Raw genomic sequence first — 17,411 nt, forward strand, 5'->3', positions numbered from 1 at the left:
AATCGGCCAGCCAGTGAGCGGCCAGCGGGTGAGCGGTGGTCGCGACGGGGGACTCAGTCGTCGGCTCCCAGTCCGGCGCGCTCGTCCGCGTCGAGCAGTGCGTCGTCCGTATGGACGTCACCGGAGGCGTCGCCGGATCCGCTCCCGGCGCCGAGCCCACCGTCGGCGTCAGCGTCGGGTAGCGTGACGACGACGACCGTCCCCTCGTCGCACTCACCGAACTCGATGTCGCCGCCGCACTCCTGGACGACCCAGTTGACGAGCCAGAGGCCGACGCCGCTGCCGTGTTCGAGCGCGGTCTCGCGGCCCTCCTCGATGACGACCCGCTCCTGTCGGTCGATCCCCGGTCCGTCGTCCTCGACCCGCACGGCGGCGAACGGGCCGTCGGTCCGATCGGCGGTCACCTCCACGGTCGGGGCGTCGCCGGCGTGTTCTGCCGCGTTCTCGAAGAGCTCCTCGAAGGCGCGCTCCAGCGACGGCCCGCCGACGACGGTCAGGCCGTCGGGGACGCGGACGCGGACAGTCAGGTCGGGGTGACGGTCCTCGACGGCGGCGGCGAGTCCGTCCAGTCTCGTCGCCGCGTCGAAGTCTCCGTCGCAGTCGCGGTCGAGCGCGCGAGAGACCTGCCCGATCTTCTCGCTGCGGGCGGAGACGGTGTCGACGGTGCCCTCGATGCGGTCGAGGCGGCGCTCGACGTCGGTGTCTGTCGGTTCCACCTCGCGGCGGAGCAGTTCGGCGTTGCCGCGGACGACGTTGAGTTCGTTGCGGAGATTGTGGCGGAGGACGCGGTTGAGCACGTCGAGGCGCTGTTCGTGCAGGCGGCGGCCGGTCACGTCGCGGACGCTGACGACGCGGCCGGCGACGCCGCCGTAACTCCGGTACAGCCGCGAGACGCGGACGTCGTAGTAGCGGCGGCCCTCGGGGCCGTCGATGGCGAGTTCGGCCTGGCCGTTCTCCAGGGCGTCGATGGCGTCGGCGAGCCTCGCGGCGATCCGCTCCAGCTTCGCGCCGACGACGTCGTCGGGGTCGACGTCGAAGAGTCGAGCGGCGGCGGGGTTGACGTCCACGATCCGGTCGGCGTCGTCGAGGATGACGATCCTGTCGTCCATCTCGTCGATGACGGCTTCACGACCGAGCCGGCGCATTGCCGGCGTGATCGAGAGGAGCCGTCCCCGGAAGAGCGTCGCTGTCATGACGAGGCCGGCGAAGACGAATCCGAGCCCGATGAGTTCGTACTGCGCCGGGACGACCCCGTAGAGCGAGAGCGCGACGATGCTGACGGGGACGAAGGCCGCCGCGAGGAGGGCGGTGCCCTGGCTGCGGAAGTAGTCGTTCGAGCGGACGGTCACGCGGAGGAGTTCGAGTCCGCCGACGGCGACGAGCAGAAAGGCGTACCCGACGTGGGCCCACATCGCGAGTCCGAACTCGGCGACGAGGACGGAGGCGCCGTCGACCGTCTCGATCCAGCGGTCGGTCCAGACGAGCGCGTGATCGGCGTTCGTCCAGACGAGTGCGGCGAAGAGAGCCGGTTCGAGAAGCAGGACGGCGAGCGTACGCCCGCGGACCGCGCGGTCGCTCTCGGCGTACGCGAGGACGGTCGCCAGCCACGCCACTGGGAGCGCGGTCGAGACTGTCGCGGCGACGTTCGACCAGTAGATCTTGGTCGCGAGCGGCGGCGTCGCGAGCGACATCCCCTGCGCGAGCGCCATCACGCTCGCGGCGATCATGAACACGCCGAGCGGTTTCGCGCCCGGCGTGTCGCGGAACACCCACACGAACGCGGCGACGCCGCTCCCCAGAATCGCCCCCAGCAAGACGACCGGTGTGAGCAGCGGCGTCGACATCGATACTGGGGAGGTTCTCCGGTCCCCGAAATAAGTGTAAGTGGCTGGATATCAAAATTGGATCGGCGGCCGGGCGGATCGCGCCGCGGGTCCGCTCCTCGAGACGGTCCGACCGTCAGGAACGGCGGTTGGCGACGGCCGTCCAGGCGCCGATCAGGCCGAGGAACAGGGCGGGAACGAACGGCAAGACGAGATAGGCGTCGCGCCACCCGAGCGGCAGCGATTCGAGGACGTGATCGGCCCCCGGCAGCGCGACGATGGCCACCGGAATCACGATCAGCGTCACGACGAGCGTGAGGACCAGTCCCCAGCCCCGGAGTCCGAACTCCTGTTCTTCCGGGTCGGGAACGTCGTACCCCGCCGTGTCGGGATTCGAGCGGACCGCCTCGTCCGCGTCGGTCGCGTCACTCATCGAACTCACTGTCCGGGACGACGACGACTTTTCCGAACCCTTCGCGGTCTTCGAGGAGTTCGTGCGCGCGCGACGTCTCGCTCATCGGCAACCGCCCGCGGACGCGCACCTCGAACGTGCCGTCCCACACCTTCGAGAGGACGTCGTCCACCTCGCCCGGGGTCGCCATCGTCGACCCGAGAATCGAGAGCTGATTCCAGAACACGCGGTTGACGTTCGTCTCCGGTCGACTGCCCGCGGTCGCGCCGCAGGTCACGAGCCGGCCGCCCTTGGCGAGGCTCTTCAGCGAGTCGTCCCAGGTCTCGCCGCCGACGTGGTCGACCACGACGTCGACGCCGCGGCCGTCGGTCAGGTCGTCGATCTGCGCCGCGAAGTCGGTCTCCGCGTAGTTGATCGCGTGGTCGGCGCCGACCTCGCGGGCGTAGTCGAGCTTCTCCGCCGTGCTCGCGGTCGCGACCACCTCGGCGCCGGCGAAGTCGGCGATCTGGACGGCGGCGTGGCCGACGCCGCCCGACGCGCCGAGGACGAGCACGGACTCGCCGGCGCGGACGTCGGCGCGCGCCATCAGCATGCGCCAGGCGGTCTGGAACACCAGCGGGGCGGCCGCGGCGGTCGCCCAGTCGACGCCCTCGGGGACGGCGACGAGGTTGTCCTCCGGGACGGCGGCGTACTCGGCGTGGACGCCCGGGACGTGCTCGCCGATGATGTAGTAGTCGACGCACTGGGACTGTTCGCCGTGGCGGCAGAACTCGCAGTCGCCGCAGCTGACGCCCGCGCTGACCGCGACGCGGTCGCCCGGTTCGAACCGCGTCACGCCCTCGCCGACGGACTCGACGACGCCCGCCGCGTCGCTCCCGGGAACGTGCGGGAGTTCGAGGTCGATCCCCGGGAGGCCGCGCCGGGTCCACACGTCGAGGTGGTTGAGCGCGCCCGCCTTCACGTCGACGAGCACCTCGTCGCGCCCCGCGGAGGGCTCGGGCCGCTCGGCGTACTCGATGACGCCGCGGTCGCCGTGGTCCGCGAACTGGACTGCGTGCATACGTGCAGCCAGTCGCGCGCCGGGCAAAACTGTGGCGACCGGCCCGCGCCCGTCTGACCGACGTAGTGGGCCCGACGCCGCCCTGGCATGCTGGGGTTTTTGGTCCGCTGTCGGGTATCGATCCCATGGTCGATTTCCAGTCCCGCGACACCAGCAGGGGGTACGGTGACGACGAGGAGCAAGGGGACTCGGCAGCGGACGGATCCGCCGAGGGGGACGAATCCGCCGGAGAGTCCGGCGAGCAGGAAGGGGACGAATCCGCTACAGATATCGACGAGCAGGAGGGGGACACGGCCGAAGCGGCCGACCAGCGCGCGTCGGACGCCGCTTCGGCCGAGTCGTCGCCGGATCCGGAGCCCCGGGGATCCGACACGGCGGAACCGAGTTCGGACCCGCTTGCGCCGTCTGGATCGGCCGGGGCAGCCGAATCCGATCCGGACGCGTCGGGCGAGTCGGACACCGATCCGCTGGCGCCCGGGGGTTCGGACGGGGAGACGCCGCCGACGGCCGACGACGCCGATCCGCTCGCCGACTCCGGGGACTCGTCGACCGAGCAGACGGCTTCCGGCGAGCACGCGGAGCCGCCGAGTCGGGACTCCGCCGAGCCGGAGAACGGTCGAACCACCGGAGAGAGCCGACCCGAGGACTCTCTCCCCACCGGTCACAGCGATCCCGACGAACACGGGCACGACGACAGTCACGGCGCCGGCGATAGCCAGGGCGACGGTAGACGCGCCGATAGCGACGTCCATTCGCACGATGACGGTCAGTCACACGATGACGGCCACTCGCACGATGACGGCCATTCGCACGAAGACGGGCACTCGCACGAAGACGGGCACTCGCACGAAGACGGCCACGACCACGGGCACACGCACGCGGCAGACGTCGACCTCCTGGGCGTGGCGGTCGTGACAGTCTCGTCCACCCGCACGGCTGACGACGATCCGAGCGGCGACGTCATCGAGGCGGTCGTCGAGGCGGCGGACCACGAAGTCGTCACCAGGGAGATCCTCCGCGACGACCTCGACGGCGTCCAGAACGCCCTGTTGCACCTGACGGGCCGGGACGACGTCGACGTGGTCGTCACGACCGGCGGGACCGGCGTCACGCCCGACGACGTGACCGTCGAGGCCGCCCGGCCCCTCTTCGACCGCGAACTTCCGGGGTTCGGCGAGCTGTTCCGCATCCTCTCCTACGAGGAGATCGGGACCCGGGCGATGGCCTCGCGAGCGACGGCGGGGATGGTCGAGGGCGTCGCGGTGTTCTGCCTCCCCGGCAGCGAAGCCGCCGTCAGACTCGCCACCGAGGAACTCGTCGTCGAGGAGATGGGTCACCTGGTCGGTCTCGCCCGCCGCGACGACTGAGCGCCGGCGGCACCATCGTCGAGCACTGACGCCGGACGCTCGAACCTGATCCGCGACGGGCCGCTCTCCCCACTCTCGCTTTCACTCCCCACGCTCCGCCTTCCCCGTCTCTCTGTTGCGACTCTGTTCGATCCCGTTTTCGCCGGTTCGCGTCGACAGTAGCTGGACCGTCCCGCTGGAAGCCGGGAGTAACGATTAAGTCGGTCCTGACTGAACGTTCAGTCAATGAGTTCAGCCGCAGTGAAACGGCTCCTGTCAGCGCTCACGATCGAAGAGAAGGTACGGCTCACGCACGGTGCGACCGACACGGACGGGACGTCGACCGGCTTCGTTCCCGGGGTGGAACGGCTCGATATCCCGAACGTCCGGCTCTCTGACGGGCCGCTCGGCGTCCGGACGGACGAACCGGCGACCGCGTTCCCGGCGTCGATAGCCCTCGCCGCTTCGTTCGACGCAGACCTCGCCCGCGAGTTCGGCGCCGCGCTCGGCCGCGAGGCGACCGCCCGGACCCAGGACGTGTTGCTGGGCCCCGGACTCAACCTCGTCCGGGTGCCCCACTGCGGACGCAACTTCGAGTACTTCTCCGAGGACCCGGTCGTGACGGGGCAGTTCGCGGCTGGCGTCGTCGAAGGAATCGAATCAGAAGACGTGATCGCGACGCCGAAGCACTTCGCTGCGAACAACCAGGAGACGGCCCGTGCCTCGGTCAGCGCCGAGGTCGACGAACGCGTCCTCCGGGAGCTGTACCTGCCGGGCTTCCGCGACGCGGTCGAGGCGGGCGCCGGCGCCGCGATGTCCGCGTACAACCGCGTCAACGGGACGTTCATGAGCGAACACGAGCATCTCCTCAGCGAGGTGCTCAAAGACGAGTGGGGCTTCGAGGGAGTCGTTATGTCCGACTGGTTCGGCACCGAGAGTGTGGTCGGCACGGCCAACGGAGGCCTGGACCTCCAGATGCCCGGCATCTCCGCCGAGGAACTGTTCGAGTCGATGGGGATGCCCGCCGACGAAATCGACCCCGGCGGCTTCGACTACGCCGACGGGATGCCCGACCCCAGGACCGGCGGGCTCTTCCGCGAGAAACTCGCCGACGCCGTCGAGGCCGGCGACGTGCCCGCGTCCCGTCTCGACGACATGGTCGAGCGGTACCTGACCCAGCTCGAACGCCACGGCCTGCTCGGCGAGAGCGGTGGCGGTAGGGCCGACGACGAGGGCGGAGCGGACCGTGGCGAGGGCGCCATCGACACACCGGAACACCGGGAACTGGCGGAGCGGATCGCCGTCCGCGGGACGGTCCTGCTGGAGAACGACGGCGTCCTCCCGCTCGCCGACGACGCCGACGTGGCGGTGATCGGGCCGAACGTCGACGAGGCCATCCTGGGCGGCGGAGGGTCCTCGGAGACGACGCCGTTCACCGACACGAGCCCGGTCGAGGGGATCGAGGCTCGCGCCGACGGCGATGTCTCGGTCGCCCGCGGCATCCCGCGGATCGAAGACGTGTCGCTGTTCGACGGATTCGGCGGCGACGACGAAGCCGAGGACGAGGAGAGCGCGGACGCGTCCGTCGACGACGCCGTCGCGGCCGCCGAAGACGCGGACGCGGCGGTCGTGTTCGTCCGCGACCAGGCCACGGAAGCGGCGGACCGCGAGACGCTCGCGCTCCCCGGTGAGCAGGACGAACTGGTCGACGCGGTCGCGGCCGCTAACGACCGGACGGTCGTCGTCCTCGACACGAGCGGTCCCGTCGAGACGCCCTGGCGGGAGGACGTGGCCGCGGTGCTCGCGGGCTGGTACCCCGGGCAGGCCCACGGCGACGCCGCCGCGTCCGTCCTCTACGGCGACAGCGACCCGGGCGGTCGGCTCCCGGTGACGTTCGCGCCCGAGGGCGAGTACCCCGCGAACACCGAGCGGCGGTTCCCCGGCGTCGACGGCGAGGTTCACTACGAGGAAGGGCTGCTCGTCGGCTATCGGCACTTCGACGCGACCGACGCCGAACCGACCTATCCGTTCGGTCACGGCCGCTCGTACGCCGAGTTCGCCTATCGCGACGCCGTAGCCGTCGACGACGCGACCGTCGAAGTCACCGTCGAAAACACGGGTGAGCGACCGGGTCGAGAGGTCGTGCAGGCGTACGTCGACGCGCCCGAGGCGCCGGACGATCTGGAGCGGCCGCCGCGGGAACTGGCCGGCTTCGCCGCGCTCTCGCTCGACCCGGGCGAATCCCGTCGGGTCGCCGTCGCCCTCGACGAGCGGGCGTTCGGACGCTACGACGAGTCCGACGGCTGGACCGTGGATTCGGGCGAACACGTGGTCTCGGTGGGCCGTTCCTCGCGAGACCTACGTCTCGGCGTCTCCATCGACCGCTAGCGCTCCCCGCGCCACTCGGCCTCGAACCGATCGACGAATTCCTCGACGTAGGCCGCCCGCTCCGCGGCGAGTTCGCGACCGGCGTCGGTCTCCATCGCCTCGGGCAGGCGCAGCAGTTTCTCGCGGACGTGCTGGATCACGGTGTTGTCGCGGTCGCGCCGGTCGTACGTTTCGCGCACCTCACGGTCGGGGTCGTACATTCCCTGGCCGTGGTGGGCGCCGAAGGTGAACGCCCGGCCGATCCCGACCGCGCCGAGCGCGTCGAGGTTGTCGGCGTCCCGCAGCACTCGCTCCTCGGCGGTCGGTTCGTGGTCGAGGTGGGTCGTCTCGGCGAAGTCGTACTCCTCGTGGTGGGCGACGCAGTGACAGACCGCGTCGCGCCCGTCCGTCGGGAAGTCGGCGTCGGCGAGGACCCGCCGGACTTCGGGGATCGTCTCGCGCGGATGGACGAACCCGTCGCCGCGCAGACGGTGCAGGTCGTGGACGAGCGCCGCGGCGCCCACCACCTCGAAGTCCGCGTTCTCGCGCTCGGCGAGGCGACGACCCAGCCGATAGACCCGCCACGCGTGGGCCGTGTCGTGGCCGGTGTCGTCGCCGTCGAAGTGGTCGCGGACCTCGCCGGCGACTCGCTCGTGGACCGGCGGCACCTCGTCAGCTCGCATAGGTCACCCGCCGCGGGGACCGAGCAAAAACGTGCCGGCCTGTCGACCGGACGACGCTTTATCAGTGCCGCGGCCGAACGCGACGACATGGTGACGCAACTGCGCGAGGGGGTGTGGTGGATCGACCTGCGCGGCGTCAACGCGTATCTCGTCGACGACGGCGGCGACCTGACGCTCGTCGACGCGGGGATGCCGTGGCAGGGCGGGGAACTCGTCGACGCCGTCGTCGAGGCCGGGTTCGCCCTCGACGACCTCGACCGGGTGCTGCTCACCCACTACGACGTCGACCACGTCGGCGGCCTCTCCCGACTCGACGGTCTCGATGTCTCGATATACGCCGGTCGGCACGACGCACCGCTGGTCACGGGCCGGGGGACACCGCCGTTCTCGATCCCGAAAGGCGCTCTCCAGCGGTTACTCGGCCCGCTGTACACCCCACCGAACAACGGGGTCATTCCGCTCGCCGACGGCGACGAGATCGGGTCGTTCACCGTCTACGAGACGCCGGGGCACACCTCCGGGCACGTCTCGTACGTCAGCGAAGAACTGGGCGTCGCCCTCTTGGGCGACCTCGTCTCGGAGTCCGACGGCCGCCTCGATCCGATGCCGTGGATCGTCACCGACGACGCGGGACAGGTCCGCGAGAGCGTCCGCCGACTCGCCACGGACGCGCCGGCGTTCGACGTCGCGGCCGTGGGTCACGGTGTTCCGTTCGACCGGGGCGGGCGAGCGCGGTTCGACAAACTCGCGGCGCGGTTCGGCCACGACCGTGAACCCGCGCGAATTCGCCGCTAACGAGCGCCCGCCGACGGCGACCGAGTGGGGGTCACATGTAGTCGCCGTCGATCGAGTCGTCGCTGCCGACGTTGCTCTCGGCGCCGCGATCGTTCGAGGCGTGGCCCGGTGACTGGCGACTCGTGCCGCCGGTGAAGTCGGCGCTCACGCCGCCGCCACCGCCGGGGAAGTTGCCGTTCTCGAGGTCCGCGGCGGTGACGCCGGACGGACGCGAATCTCCGGCGCGAGCCACCTCGGACCGCTCGATCTCCTCCCCCGCGTGCAGCCGTTCGACCAGGTCGGGGTCCGTCACGACCGCCGAGCGGGGGAGCGGTTCGTCCTCCGGCCAGCGTCGCCAGGCGACGCGCTCCCGCTGAAGCGCCGTCCGAACTGCCTCGTCGTCGGCCGCCTCGGCCCGCTCCCGCGGCGCCGGCACGCGGCCGCCGAGCGCCCGCTCCACTCCGTCGGGTTCGGCGAGGTGGGAGAGCCTGACCGTCGGCTTCCCCGATCGGATCAGGTCGTAACTCCCGGCGCCGAGCAGCCGGTCGAGCCGCCCGTCGCGGCGAACGACGAGGTCGACCTCCTCGGTAGAGACGGTCTTCGACCCCCAGACGAGGCCGCGCAGTCCGCCCCGATCGTACTCGAACCGGTCGCGGAAGACCTGTAGCTCGGACCGGACCCCGGGGACGGCCCCGGCGAACCGCTCGCTCGGGATCTGATCGGTCATCGTGCTAACTATTCGGCGACCGGGTAAAAGCTTCGTGGGGTCGCTCCGGCGTCAGCCGTCCGTGTCGGTCTCCGCGGTCAGTTCCTCGGCGACGGTCTCGGCGTCGAACAGCGCGGGGTCCATCCCGAGGACCTGCTGGCCGCTGACGAACTCCGGGAGCGACTCGTCCGTGTACGTGACGACCCGGATGTCGGGGTTGAGGTCCCGCGCGACGACGATAGAGGTCGCCTGGGCGACGTCGGTGAGGACGTACAGGTCGGCGTCGACGACGCCGGCTTCTTCGAGCGCCGGCCGGTTGACGACGCCGTCGACGACGGCCACCGACGCTCCCCGGTCGCGCAACTCGTCGGCCAGCCCTTCCGTGTCGCTCCCCGCGAAAACTGCGTTCATACCGACACCGACGATACCAGGGGGCTTGTGTCTCACGTTTCGGGCGGCCGCCCGCGAACTAGTCACACAGTCATGAAAAAGCACTTACCAGTCGGTCTGAATTGTCCGATATGGAACGGTCCCTCCGACGGCGGTCCCTCCTCCGCGCGGCAGGTGCGGTCGGTGCGGCCGCACTCGCGGGCTGTCCGGCCGGTATCGGCGAATCCACCGAGTTCGAACCCGGCGAGACCGACTGGCCGAGCTACCGGTTCGACGCGCGCAACACCGCGGTCCATCCGACGGCCCCCGGACCGGGCGGCGACCTCTCGGTGGCGTGGACGGCGCGCTTCCGGGCGGACGCGGGCGGCGAGTTCGCCGATGTGGGCACGGCGGGCCACCCGATAGTCCTCGACGGGACCGTCGTCGCCGCGGCCTACGACTTCACCGGCGAGGTGCAGTTGACCGTCGTCTCCGCGTTCGACCTATCGAGCGGCGAACGACAGTGGGAGCGGACGTTCCAGGTCGGTGAGGCCGACGCCGAGAACGGCATCGAACCGGCGCGAACGCTCGGGTCCGACGGCGAGCGAGTGTTCGTCGAGACGCTGTCGGACGGCCCGACGCTCACCGCTCTCTCGCCGGAGTCGGGCGAGACCGAGTGGGCCCACCCGCTCGACCGCCCCATCGCGTCTCCCATCGTGACCGACGCGGGATCGGTCCTGGCCGGCGAGCGACTGTACGCGAGCTACGACCCAGCGGACGGGACCCGGCAGTCGCGCTATGAGACCGGCGACGGCCGGTACTGGCGGAGCAGGTTTCCACCGACGGTGACTGAGGACGCGATATACGCTCCCGCGTTCGACGAACTCCACGCGGTCGACCGCGAGAGCGGCGAGCGCCGCTGGACGGCGACCAACGACTTCTACTCGATCCTCTACCAGCAGGAGGGAGCGCCGTTCCACCCGCCCGTCGTCGCCGACGGCGTCGCCTACGCGATCGCCGGCTACATCGACAACGCCGACACGGGCGGGATGGTCGCGGTCGACACCGAGGACGGCTCGGTCCTGTGGACGGCGATCCCGGAGGGCGCCACCGGATCGGACTACGAGGGGCGGGATATCAGGACGAAACAGGCGGCCCTCTACGGGATGCCGCTCGTGCTCGACGGGGCCGTCTATGCACACGGCTACGAGCGCGGCGAGTGGGGCTTCTTCGCCATCGACCCCGAGGACGGGTCGGTCGAGCGGATGGGGACGCCAGGGGGCCTCGTCGCGAGCCAGGGACTCCTCTACGGGCTCGCGGGGTCGGATGTTACGCGGGTCAACGCGGTCGACCCGGCTGCCGACGAGGTGGTCGGAACCGCGACAGTCGAAGAGTGGGACCCGGTGGCCGGCGGCGGTCACGCGGTCGCCGGCGAGTACCTGCTGGTCACGACGACCCAAGGGGTCGCCGTGTTCGGGCCGGAGTGACAGAAGGGGTCCTGGCGTGCCGACCGAGCCTTACTCGTACTCGATAGTCGCCGGCGGCTTGTGAGTCACGTCGTACAGCACGCGGGAGACGTTCTCGTTCTCGCCGGTGATGCGCGACTGGATGCGCTGGAGCGTGTCCCAGTCGACCTCCTGGGCGCGGGCGGTCATGCCGTCCCGGCTCTCGACGGAGCGGACGGCGACGACCCAGCCGTGGACGCGGTTGTCGCCCTTGACGCCGGTGGCCTTGCCGAGCACGGCCGCGAGCGCCTGCCACGGGTCGTGGTCTTCGAGTTCCTCCTCGACGACGTGATTCGCCTCGCGGGCGACCTCGAGTTTCTCCTCGGTGACCTCGCCGATGATGCGGACGGCGAGGCCGGGGCCGGGGAACGGCATCCGCTCGGAGATGATCTCCTCCAGGTCGAGTTCGCGGGCGACCTCGCGGACCTCGTCCTTGTAGAGGTCCCGCATCGGCTCGACGATGCCGTCGAAGTCGATCCGCTCGGGGAGGCCGCCGACATTGTGGTGGGACTTGATGGTCCCCTCGCTCTCGATGCGGTCGGGGTAGATAGTCCCCTGGACGAGGTAGTCGGCGTCGACCTCGCGGGCGACCTCCTCGAACTCGCGGATGAACTGCTCACCGATGATGTGGCGCTTCTCCTCGGGGTCGGTGACGCCGGAGAGCGCCTCGACGAAGCGGTCCTGGGCCTCGACGATCCGCAGCGACTCCATGTAGTCGAAGGTCTCGCGGATCTCGTCGGTCTCGCCCTTGCGCATCAGGCCGGTGTCGACGTAGACGGCGGTGAGCTGTTCGCCGATAGCCTCGTAGGCCAGCGCGGCGGCGGTCGAGGAGTCGACGCCGCCGGAGAGGCCGATGACCGCGTTGGCGTCGCCGACCGCGTCAGCAATCTCATCGATCTTCTCGTCGATAAAGGAGTCGACGTCGACCATCAGACCTCCACCTCCTCGGAGCCGCGGGCGCCGTCACGCGTCTGCTCGCCCTCGCCGGCCTGCTCCTGCAGGTCCAGTGCGGCGCCGAGCAGCCCGACGAACGGCGGGCTGGCGCGGCCGGGCCGCGAGCGGAACTCGGGGTGGAACTGCGTCCCGACGAAGTAGGGGTGCTCGGGGAGTTCGAGGATCTCCATCCGACGGCCGGACTTGCCCGAGAAGCGCAGGCCGGCGGCTTCCAGGTCGTCGATGTACTCGGGGTTGACTTCGTAGCGGTGGCGGTGGCGCTCGGTGCAGGTGTCGTCACCGTACACCTCGTAGGCGAGGGTGTCCTCCTCGATCTCGGTGACGTGCGCGCCGAGGCGCATCGTGCCGCCCATGTCGTCGACGCCCTCCTGTTCGGGCAGGATGTCGATGACCGGGTGGGGGGTGTCCTCGTCGAGTTCCGCAGAGTGCGCGCCCTCGAGATCGAGGACGTTGCGGGCGTACTCGACGACCGCGAGCTGGAAGCCGAGACAGAGCCCGAGGTACGGGACGCCGTTCTCGCGGGCGTAGCGGATGGCCTCCATCTTGCCCTCGGTGCCCCGGGAGCCGAAGCCGCCGGGGACGACGACGGCGTCCATGCCGTCGAGTTCGCCGTTGTGACCGTCGGCGAGCTTCTCGGCGTGGATCCACTCGGTGTTCACGTTGACGTTGTGGGCGAGGCCGGCGTGTTTCAGCGACTCGTAGATAGAGAGATAGGCGTCTTCGAGGCCGTATTTCCCGACGAGGGCCACGTCGACGGAGCCGGTCTGCTCCTGGGTGACCAGATCGCGCCACTCGTTGTGGCGCTCGGCTTTCGGCAGGGCGCGGTCGCTCAGGTCGAGGCGGTCCATGACGTACTCGTCGAGGCCCTCGTCCTCGACGACGAGCGGGACCTGGTAGATGTCCTCGACGTCGGGGTTCGAGAAGACGGCGTCGGTCGGCACGTCGCAGAACAGCGCGATCTTCTCCTTGGTCCCCGGATCGAGCGGGTCGTCGGCGCGACCGACCAGAATGTCCGGCTGGAGGCCGATCGAGCGAAGCTCCTTGACGCTGTGCTGGGTCGGTTTCGTCTTCTGTTCGCCGTTTTTCGAGTAGGGGACCAGGGTGACGTGGACGAACAGGATGTCGTCCTCGTCCTCCTCGTGGGCGAACTGGCGCAGGGCTTCGAGGTAGGGCATGCCCTCGATGTCGCCCACCGTTCCGCCGACCTCGATGAGACACACGTCGCTGCCCTCGGCGACCTCGCGGATGCGCCGCTTGATGTCGTTGGTGACGTGCGGGATGACCTGGACGGTCTTCCCGAGGTAGTCCCCCGAGCGCTCCTTCTCGATGACGGACTGGTAGACCTTGCCCGTGGTCACGTTGTGCTTCGAGGTCATGTCGATGTCGAGGAACCGCTCGTAGTTCCCCAGGTCGAGGTCGACCTCGCCGCCGTCCTTGAGGACGTACACTTCCCCGTGCTGGAAGGGGTTCATCGTCCCCGCGTCGACGTTGAGGTACGGGTCCACCTTCACGGCGGTCACGTCGAACCCGGCGTTCGATAGTAGTCGGCCGGTACTCGCGGCGGTGATACCCTTGCCCAGGCCGGACATCACGCCCCCTGTGACGAAAACGAACTTGTTCCCCAGAGTTTCGTCGTACTCTGTTTCTGGCTCCGTCGGCATACTGACCGTCGGCGGTGCCGGCCCAAAACCGTTTCGGGAGACACTGCAAACCTGCCTAATTGTGAACGGTTACCGGTCGCACCGGCGATCCCGCAGATCGCTGTCGGTTCGGACGGACCCGCTTCCCGGCGGTCACACCTCGTCGCCGAGAAAGTCCGCGACGAGCGCGCCGACCTTCGCGGACTGGCCGACGAAGTGGTGGTCCGCGGCCAGTCCGGTCACGGCGAATCCGCGTTCGACCGCGCGCTCGACGACGGGTCGCCAGTCGACGGTGTCGTCGCGCTCGCCGTAGACTATTTGGCCGGGACACGCGATCCGCTCGACGGCCGCCACGGCGTCGATGTCTTCGTCGATCCTCGCCGCGGGAGCGAGCGCGGAGACGGCCACGAGGTCCGCGTCGGCGGCCGCGACCGGTGACTCGTCGGGGGCGGGGGTCGACTCGCCGGCCGCGGCGACGAGCGCAAGGCAGCCGCCGAAGCTGTAGCCGAACAGCCCGACCGCGTCGTAGCGCCCGCGGGCCCACTCCAGGGCGTTCCGCGCGTCCCGCACCTCGCCGGGCCCCTCGTCCCACGGGCCGTAGTCGAACCGGAGACAGGCGATCCCGCGCTCGGTCAGCGCGTCGGCGACGGCCGTCAGCCGGCGGTCCGAGCGCGAGCCGCCCAGCTGCGGATGGGGCGGACAGGCGACGACGCAGGCCCGCGCGTCGGCGTCCTCGGACTCGCCGGCGACGGCCTCGGATTCGTCGGGCACGTCGAGCGACCCGCGCACGTCGCGGGCACCGGGGATCACGACTGCATCGCTCATGCGTGGACAGAGGCCGCTCGGCCCCTCAAAACTATCGTCGCTCAGTCGTCGCTACGGGCGCGCGTGGCAGACTCGACGCCGGTGATCTCGAACCTGGCTCCGCCCGATTCGCTCTCGGTGACGGCGACGTCCCAGCCGTGGGCTTCGACGATCCGCTCGACGATCGCGAGGCCGAACCCCGTGTTCTCCGGCGAGGTCGAGAAGCCGGACTCGAAGACGCGATCGCGCACGTCCCCCGAGATGCCCGGACCGTCGTCCGCGACGTAGAACCCGTCGTCGAGATCACCGACCGTGATGCGAACGTCGTCGCCGCCGTGCTCCAGCGCGTTCCGGAACAGGTTCTCCAGCAACTGCGGGAACCGGTCCCCGTCCGCGACGATGGCCCCGTCGGTCTCGATCGCGAGCTCCCCGTCACCGGACTCGACGTTCGCCCAGCTCTCGGTCGCGATCCGGCCCAGGTCGACGGGCTCGGGCTCGGCGATCGTCTCGCCCTGTCGGGACAGCGTCAACAGGTCCTCGATTAGGTCCTCCATCCGCCGGACCGAGCGGCGACAGCGCTCGAAGTGCTCGCGCTCGCCCGTGTCTTCGGCCATCTCCAGCGCGCCGTTGAGGACCGTCAGCGGGTTCCGGAGGTCGTGCGAGACGACGCTCGTGAACTCCTCCAGGCGCTCGTTCTTCCGTTCGAGTTCGTCACGCTGGTGCCTGAGTTCGGCCTCGTGGTCGGCGCGCTCGAACGCCGCGTTCGCCGCGGTCGCGAGGATCCGTCCGAGGAAGACGTCGGTCTCGTCGAACGTGGCGGGCTCCGTCGAACCGGCCGACAGCGTACCGAACTCCCCCATCGGGAATATCAGGAGGCTCTGCAACGGCGTGTCCGCGTCGACGGCCTCCTCGTGCTTGCTGATGTCGTCGAACGCGCGGGACTCGCCGGTCTCGAACGCCTCCCAGTTGAAACTCTCGCCCTCGGACGTGAACGTCGGACGGCCGTCGAACACCTCGTCGACCAGGTCGCTGGAGGCGACGGGGACGAGGCCGCCCTCGTCGGCGTCGTACGTCCGTACCATCACGAGCGGGAACCCGAGAATGTCCTCGGCCTCTTCGACGACGAGGTCGGCGATCGACTGCCGCCCCTCGGTCTGCATGAGATCGAGCGTCACGTCCTGCAGCCGTTCGAGACGCTGCTCGCGCTCGCGGCGCCGACCGGCTTGCTCGACCCGGTCCAGCGCCGTCGTGAGCGTCGTCGACAGGATCTCCACCAGCGTCTCGTCGGTCTCGGTGATCGCGCCCGGCTCGTCCGAGGAGACGATGAACACGCCGTGGTCGTCCATCGGGTAGAGGATGACGCTCCGGGCCGGCGTGTCCTCCGTCAGCGAATCGTGGCCCGGTACGTCGTCGATGCGGAGCGGTTCGCCGCTCTCGAACACGTCCCAGACGAGGGCGGCGCGCGTCCCCTCGGGCGCGTCTCGGGGGTACGTCGGGATCTCGTCGAACACGTCGCGGACCGAGTCGACGACCGCGACCGGGGTGAGGTGGTCGCCGTCGTCATCCACCAGATGGACGGAGCTCAGGCGGGCGTCGATGACTTCGTCGGCCGCGTCGGTGGCGACCCGCGCGGTCTCGGTCTTCGTCCGCGTGTGCATCAGCGCGCGCGTCCGCTCCTGGAGGCGATTGAGCTTCCGTTCGCGGGTCTTCTGGGCCGTGACGTCGCGGTACACCCAGAGGTGGCCGTCGCCGTCCGCGAGTTCGATCGGTCGATAGCTCCGGGAGACGGTCCGCCCGTCCCGCAGCGAGAGCGGTTCGTCCCGGACCCGCTCGCGGTTTGCGACCAGTTCGCCGACTCGGTCGACGAAGCCCTCGGGGTCGGCGAACGACTCGCCGATCGTCTCCGCGAGTCGCTCGGAGTCCGAGCCGACGACGTCCGCGGGCGTCTCGGACAGGTCGAACAGGTCGAACAGCTGCGCGTTGGCCGTCAGGACGTTCCGCGACCCGTCCTCGGCGAGCACGCCGACGGGAAGCGTGTCGAACAGCGTCGAGAGCAGGGCGTTCGTGCGTTCGAGCTCTCGCTCGCGCTCCTGTCGCTCGGTCACGTCGACGGAGATTCCCAGGACGGCCTCGGTGTCGGTGTCGGCGAAGTCGTAGGGGAGCAACTGCGGCTCGAAGACACGGGTCTCTCCCGTCTCGTTCCGCAACTCGACTTCGTGGAACCGCTCGGGGGCGTTCGATTCTATCACCTCGAGGGTGGCCGTTCGGAGGCCCTCGGCGACGTCGTCGTCGAGGAAGTCACCCACCTTCGCGCCTTCGAGTGCCGAGACGGAGGTGCCGTAAAACCGCGCAAGTGACTCGTTCGCGAGCAGGCAGGTCCCGTCCTCGTCGATCACGTAGAGGAGCTCCGGGAGCGAGTCGACGATCTCCCGGAGGCGGTTCTCGCTCCGCTCGGCGAACCGGCGCGTCCGGTAGTGCTCGACGGCGTTGGCGACGCGGTTGGCCAGCACCGTGTACTGGTCGGTGCCGCCTTCCTTCTGCAGGTAGTCCGTCACGCCGGCGGAGATGGCGTCGCTGGCGACCGCTTCCGACCCCTTCCCGGTGAAGAGGACGAACGGCAGTTCCGGGTGGTCCGCCCGCACCGCCTCGAGGAACTCGATGCCGTTCCGACCCGGCATGTCGTAGTCGGACACCACGCAGTCGAACGCCCCGGACGTCAGCCGGTCCAGCCCTTCGGTCGCGTCGCTCGCCGTGTCGACGACGAACCGGTCGTCCTCGCGTTCGAGAAACGTCGCCGTCAGGTCCGCGACGTCCGGGTCGTCGTCGACGTGGAGCACTCGAATGTCGTCCGTGGCCGCAGCACTCATTGCCTGGAATGTCAGCGACACCGGCAATAACCGTTGGGGCGCGAATCTCGGTCGTGAAACCGGCGGCGTCGCCGTGGAGGCCCGCTGGCGCTCTCAGACCG

14 protein-coding genes are annotated in these 17,411 nt (G+C 69.9%); 4 read left to right on the plus strand and 10 right to left on the minus strand.

Annotated elements, in window-relative coordinates:
- Nucleotides 1-53 precede the first annotated feature (53 nt).
- The 3 genes from ACMGFH_RS04275 to ACMGFH_RS04285 form a co-directional block, all read right to left on the minus strand.
- Entirely contained in the window at nucleotides 54-1,844 is a 1,791-nt protein-coding gene (locus ACMGFH_RS04275) for a histidine kinase N-terminal 7TM domain-containing protein (RefSeq protein WP_415381546.1), read from the minus strand.
- 115 nt (nucleotides 1,845-1,959) lie between these two features.
- Entirely contained in the window at nucleotides 1,960-2,256 is a 297-nt protein-coding gene (locus tag ACMGFH_RS04280; protein WP_415381547.1) for a hypothetical protein, read from the minus strand.
- Nucleotides 2,249-3,295, minus strand: a complete 1,047-nt coding sequence (locus ACMGFH_RS04285) for a zinc-binding dehydrogenase (RefSeq protein ID WP_415381548.1) — start codon at nucleotides 3,293-3,295, stop codon at nucleotides 2,249-2,251. The genes ACMGFH_RS04280 and ACMGFH_RS04285 overlap by 8 nt, the downstream gene beginning before the upstream one ends.
- A gap of 125 nt (nucleotides 3,296-3,420) precedes the next feature.
- On the opposite strand from ACMGFH_RS04285, the gene ACMGFH_RS04290 reads away from it, so the two are divergent.
- Both ACMGFH_RS04290 and ACMGFH_RS04295 read left to right on the plus strand, forming a co-directional pair.
- The gene (locus ACMGFH_RS04290; RefSeq protein ID WP_415381549.1) at nucleotides 3,421-4,662 is read left to right on the plus strand and encodes a molybdenum cofactor synthesis domain-containing protein; all 1,242 of its coding nucleotides are present in this window, start codon (nucleotides 3,421-3,423) and stop codon (nucleotides 4,660-4,662) included.
- A 225-nt stretch (nucleotides 4,663-4,887) separates the two neighbouring features.
- Nucleotides 4,888-7,029: a beta-glucosidase gene (locus tag ACMGFH_RS04295; protein WP_415381550.1), complete on the plus strand. Its 2,142-nt coding sequence runs from the start codon at nucleotides 4,888-4,890 to the stop codon at nucleotides 7,027-7,029.
- Here ACMGFH_RS04295 and ACMGFH_RS04300 read toward each other — a convergent pair.
- Nucleotides 7,026-7,691 carry an HD domain-containing protein gene (locus ACMGFH_RS04300; RefSeq protein WP_415381551.1) on the minus strand — a complete coding sequence of 222 codons (666 nt, stop codon included), beginning with the start codon at nucleotides 7,689-7,691 and terminating at the stop codon, nucleotides 7,026-7,028. The genes ACMGFH_RS04295 and ACMGFH_RS04300 overlap by 4 nt on opposite strands.
- Before the next feature lie 87 nt (nucleotides 7,692-7,778).
- Here ACMGFH_RS04300 and ACMGFH_RS04305 point away from each other — a divergent pair, with 87 nt between their 5' ends.
- A complete protein-coding gene (locus ACMGFH_RS04305) occupies nucleotides 7,779-8,486 on the plus strand; it encodes an MBL fold metallo-hydrolase (RefSeq protein WP_415381552.1) in 708 nt (235 codons plus the stop codon).
- Nucleotides 8,487-8,517: 31 nt separating this feature from the next.
- On the opposite strand, the gene ACMGFH_RS04310 is transcribed toward ACMGFH_RS04305, so the two are convergent.
- The gene (locus ACMGFH_RS04310; protein ID WP_415381553.1) at nucleotides 8,518-9,192 is read right to left on the minus strand and encodes a hypothetical protein; all 675 of its coding nucleotides are present in this window, start codon (nucleotides 9,190-9,192) and stop codon (nucleotides 8,518-8,520) included.
- Nucleotides 9,193-9,243: 51 nt separating this feature from the next.
- The gene (locus ACMGFH_RS04315; RefSeq protein ID WP_415381554.1) at nucleotides 9,244-9,582 is read right to left on the minus strand and encodes a CTP synthetase; all 339 of its coding nucleotides are present in this window, start codon (nucleotides 9,580-9,582) and stop codon (nucleotides 9,244-9,246) included.
- Nucleotides 9,583-9,692: 110 nt separating this feature from the next.
- Between ACMGFH_RS04315 and ACMGFH_RS04320 the strand changes: the two genes are divergently transcribed.
- On the plus strand, nucleotides 9,693-11,027 hold the full coding sequence (locus ACMGFH_RS04320; protein ID WP_415381556.1) for a PQQ-binding-like beta-propeller repeat protein: 1,335 nt from the start codon (nucleotides 9,693-9,695) through the stop codon (nucleotides 11,025-11,027).
- Nucleotides 11,028-11,057: 30 nt separating this feature from the next.
- On the opposite strand, the gene guaA is transcribed toward ACMGFH_RS04320, so the two are convergent.
- From guaA to ACMGFH_RS04340, 4 genes are all read right to left on the minus strand, one after another.
- Nucleotides 11,058-11,975 (minus strand): glutamine-hydrolyzing GMP synthase, encoded by a 918-nt coding sequence (gene guaA, locus ACMGFH_RS04325; RefSeq protein ID WP_415381558.1) that lies wholly within the window; start codon nucleotides 11,973-11,975, stop codon nucleotides 11,058-11,060.
- Nucleotides 11,975-13,660 carry a CTP synthase gene (locus ACMGFH_RS04330; RefSeq protein ID WP_415381559.1) on the minus strand — a complete coding sequence of 562 codons (1,686 nt, stop codon included), beginning with the start codon at nucleotides 13,658-13,660 and terminating at the stop codon, nucleotides 11,975-11,977. The genes guaA and ACMGFH_RS04330 overlap by 1 nt, the downstream gene beginning before the upstream one ends.
- A gap of 132 nt (nucleotides 13,661-13,792) precedes the next feature.
- On the minus strand, nucleotides 13,793-14,464 hold the full coding sequence (locus tag ACMGFH_RS04335; protein WP_415381560.1) for an alpha/beta hydrolase: 672 nt from the start codon (nucleotides 14,462-14,464) through the stop codon (nucleotides 13,793-13,795).
- A 41-nt stretch (nucleotides 14,465-14,505) separates the two neighbouring features.
- Nucleotides 14,506-17,310, minus strand: coding sequence for a GAF domain-containing protein (locus tag ACMGFH_RS04340; RefSeq protein WP_415381561.1), 2,805 nt, complete (start codon nucleotides 17,308-17,310; stop codon nucleotides 14,506-14,508).
- Between the last annotated feature and the right edge of the window lie 101 nt (nucleotides 17,311-17,411).

This window comes from Halosimplex rarum (assembly GCF_047715405.1).
In the GTDB taxonomy this organism is placed as follows: Archaea; Halobacteriota; Halobacteria; order Halobacteriales; family Haloarculaceae; genus Halosimplex; species Halosimplex rarum.

Coding starts and splice junctions, on each gene's coding strand:
- ACMGFH_RS04290 (WP_415381549.1), top strand. CDS start 3,421: ATGGTCGATTTCCAGTCCCGCGACACCAGCAGGGGGTACGGTGACGAC.
- guaA (WP_415381558.1), bottom strand. CDS start 11,975: ATGGTCGACGTCGACTCCTTTATCGACGAGAAGATCGATGAGATTGCT.
- ACMGFH_RS04320 (WP_415381556.1), top strand. CDS start 9,693: ATGGAACGGTCCCTCCGACGGCGGTCCCTCCTCCGCGCGGCAGGTGCG.
- ACMGFH_RS04315 (WP_415381554.1), bottom strand. CDS start 9,582: ATGAACGCAGTTTTCGCGGGGAGCGACACGGAAGGGCTGGCCGACGAG.
- ACMGFH_RS04330 (WP_415381559.1), bottom strand. CDS start 13,660: ATGCCGACGGAGCCAGAAACAGAGTACGACGAAACTCTGGGGAACAAG.
- ACMGFH_RS04295 (WP_415381550.1), top strand. CDS start 4,888: ATGAGTTCAGCCGCAGTGAAACGGCTCCTGTCAGCGCTCACGATCGAA.
- ACMGFH_RS04310 (WP_415381553.1), bottom strand. CDS start 9,192: ATGACCGATCAGATCCCGAGCGAGCGGTTCGCCGGGGCCGTCCCCGGG.
- ACMGFH_RS04300 (WP_415381551.1), bottom strand. CDS start 7,691: ATGCGAGCTGACGAGGTGCCGCCGGTCCACGAGCGAGTCGCCGGCGAG.
- ACMGFH_RS04340 (WP_415381561.1), bottom strand. CDS start 17,310: ATGAGTGCTGCGGCCACGGACGACATTCGAGTGCTCCACGTCGACGAC.
- ACMGFH_RS04280 (WP_415381547.1), bottom strand. CDS start 2,256: ATGAGTGACGCGACCGACGCGGACGAGGCGGTCCGCTCGAATCCCGAC.
- ACMGFH_RS04285 (WP_415381548.1), bottom strand. CDS start 3,295: ATGCACGCAGTCCAGTTCGCGGACCACGGCGACCGCGGCGTCATCGAG.
- ACMGFH_RS04335 (WP_415381560.1), bottom strand. CDS start 14,464: ATGAGCGATGCAGTCGTGATCCCCGGTGCCCGCGACGTGCGCGGGTCG.
- ACMGFH_RS04305 (WP_415381552.1), top strand. CDS start 7,779: ATGGTGACGCAACTGCGCGAGGGGGTGTGGTGGATCGACCTGCGCGGC.
- ACMGFH_RS04275 (WP_415381546.1), bottom strand. CDS start 1,844: ATGTCGACGCCGCTGCTCACACCGGTCGTCTTGCTGGGGGCGATTCTG.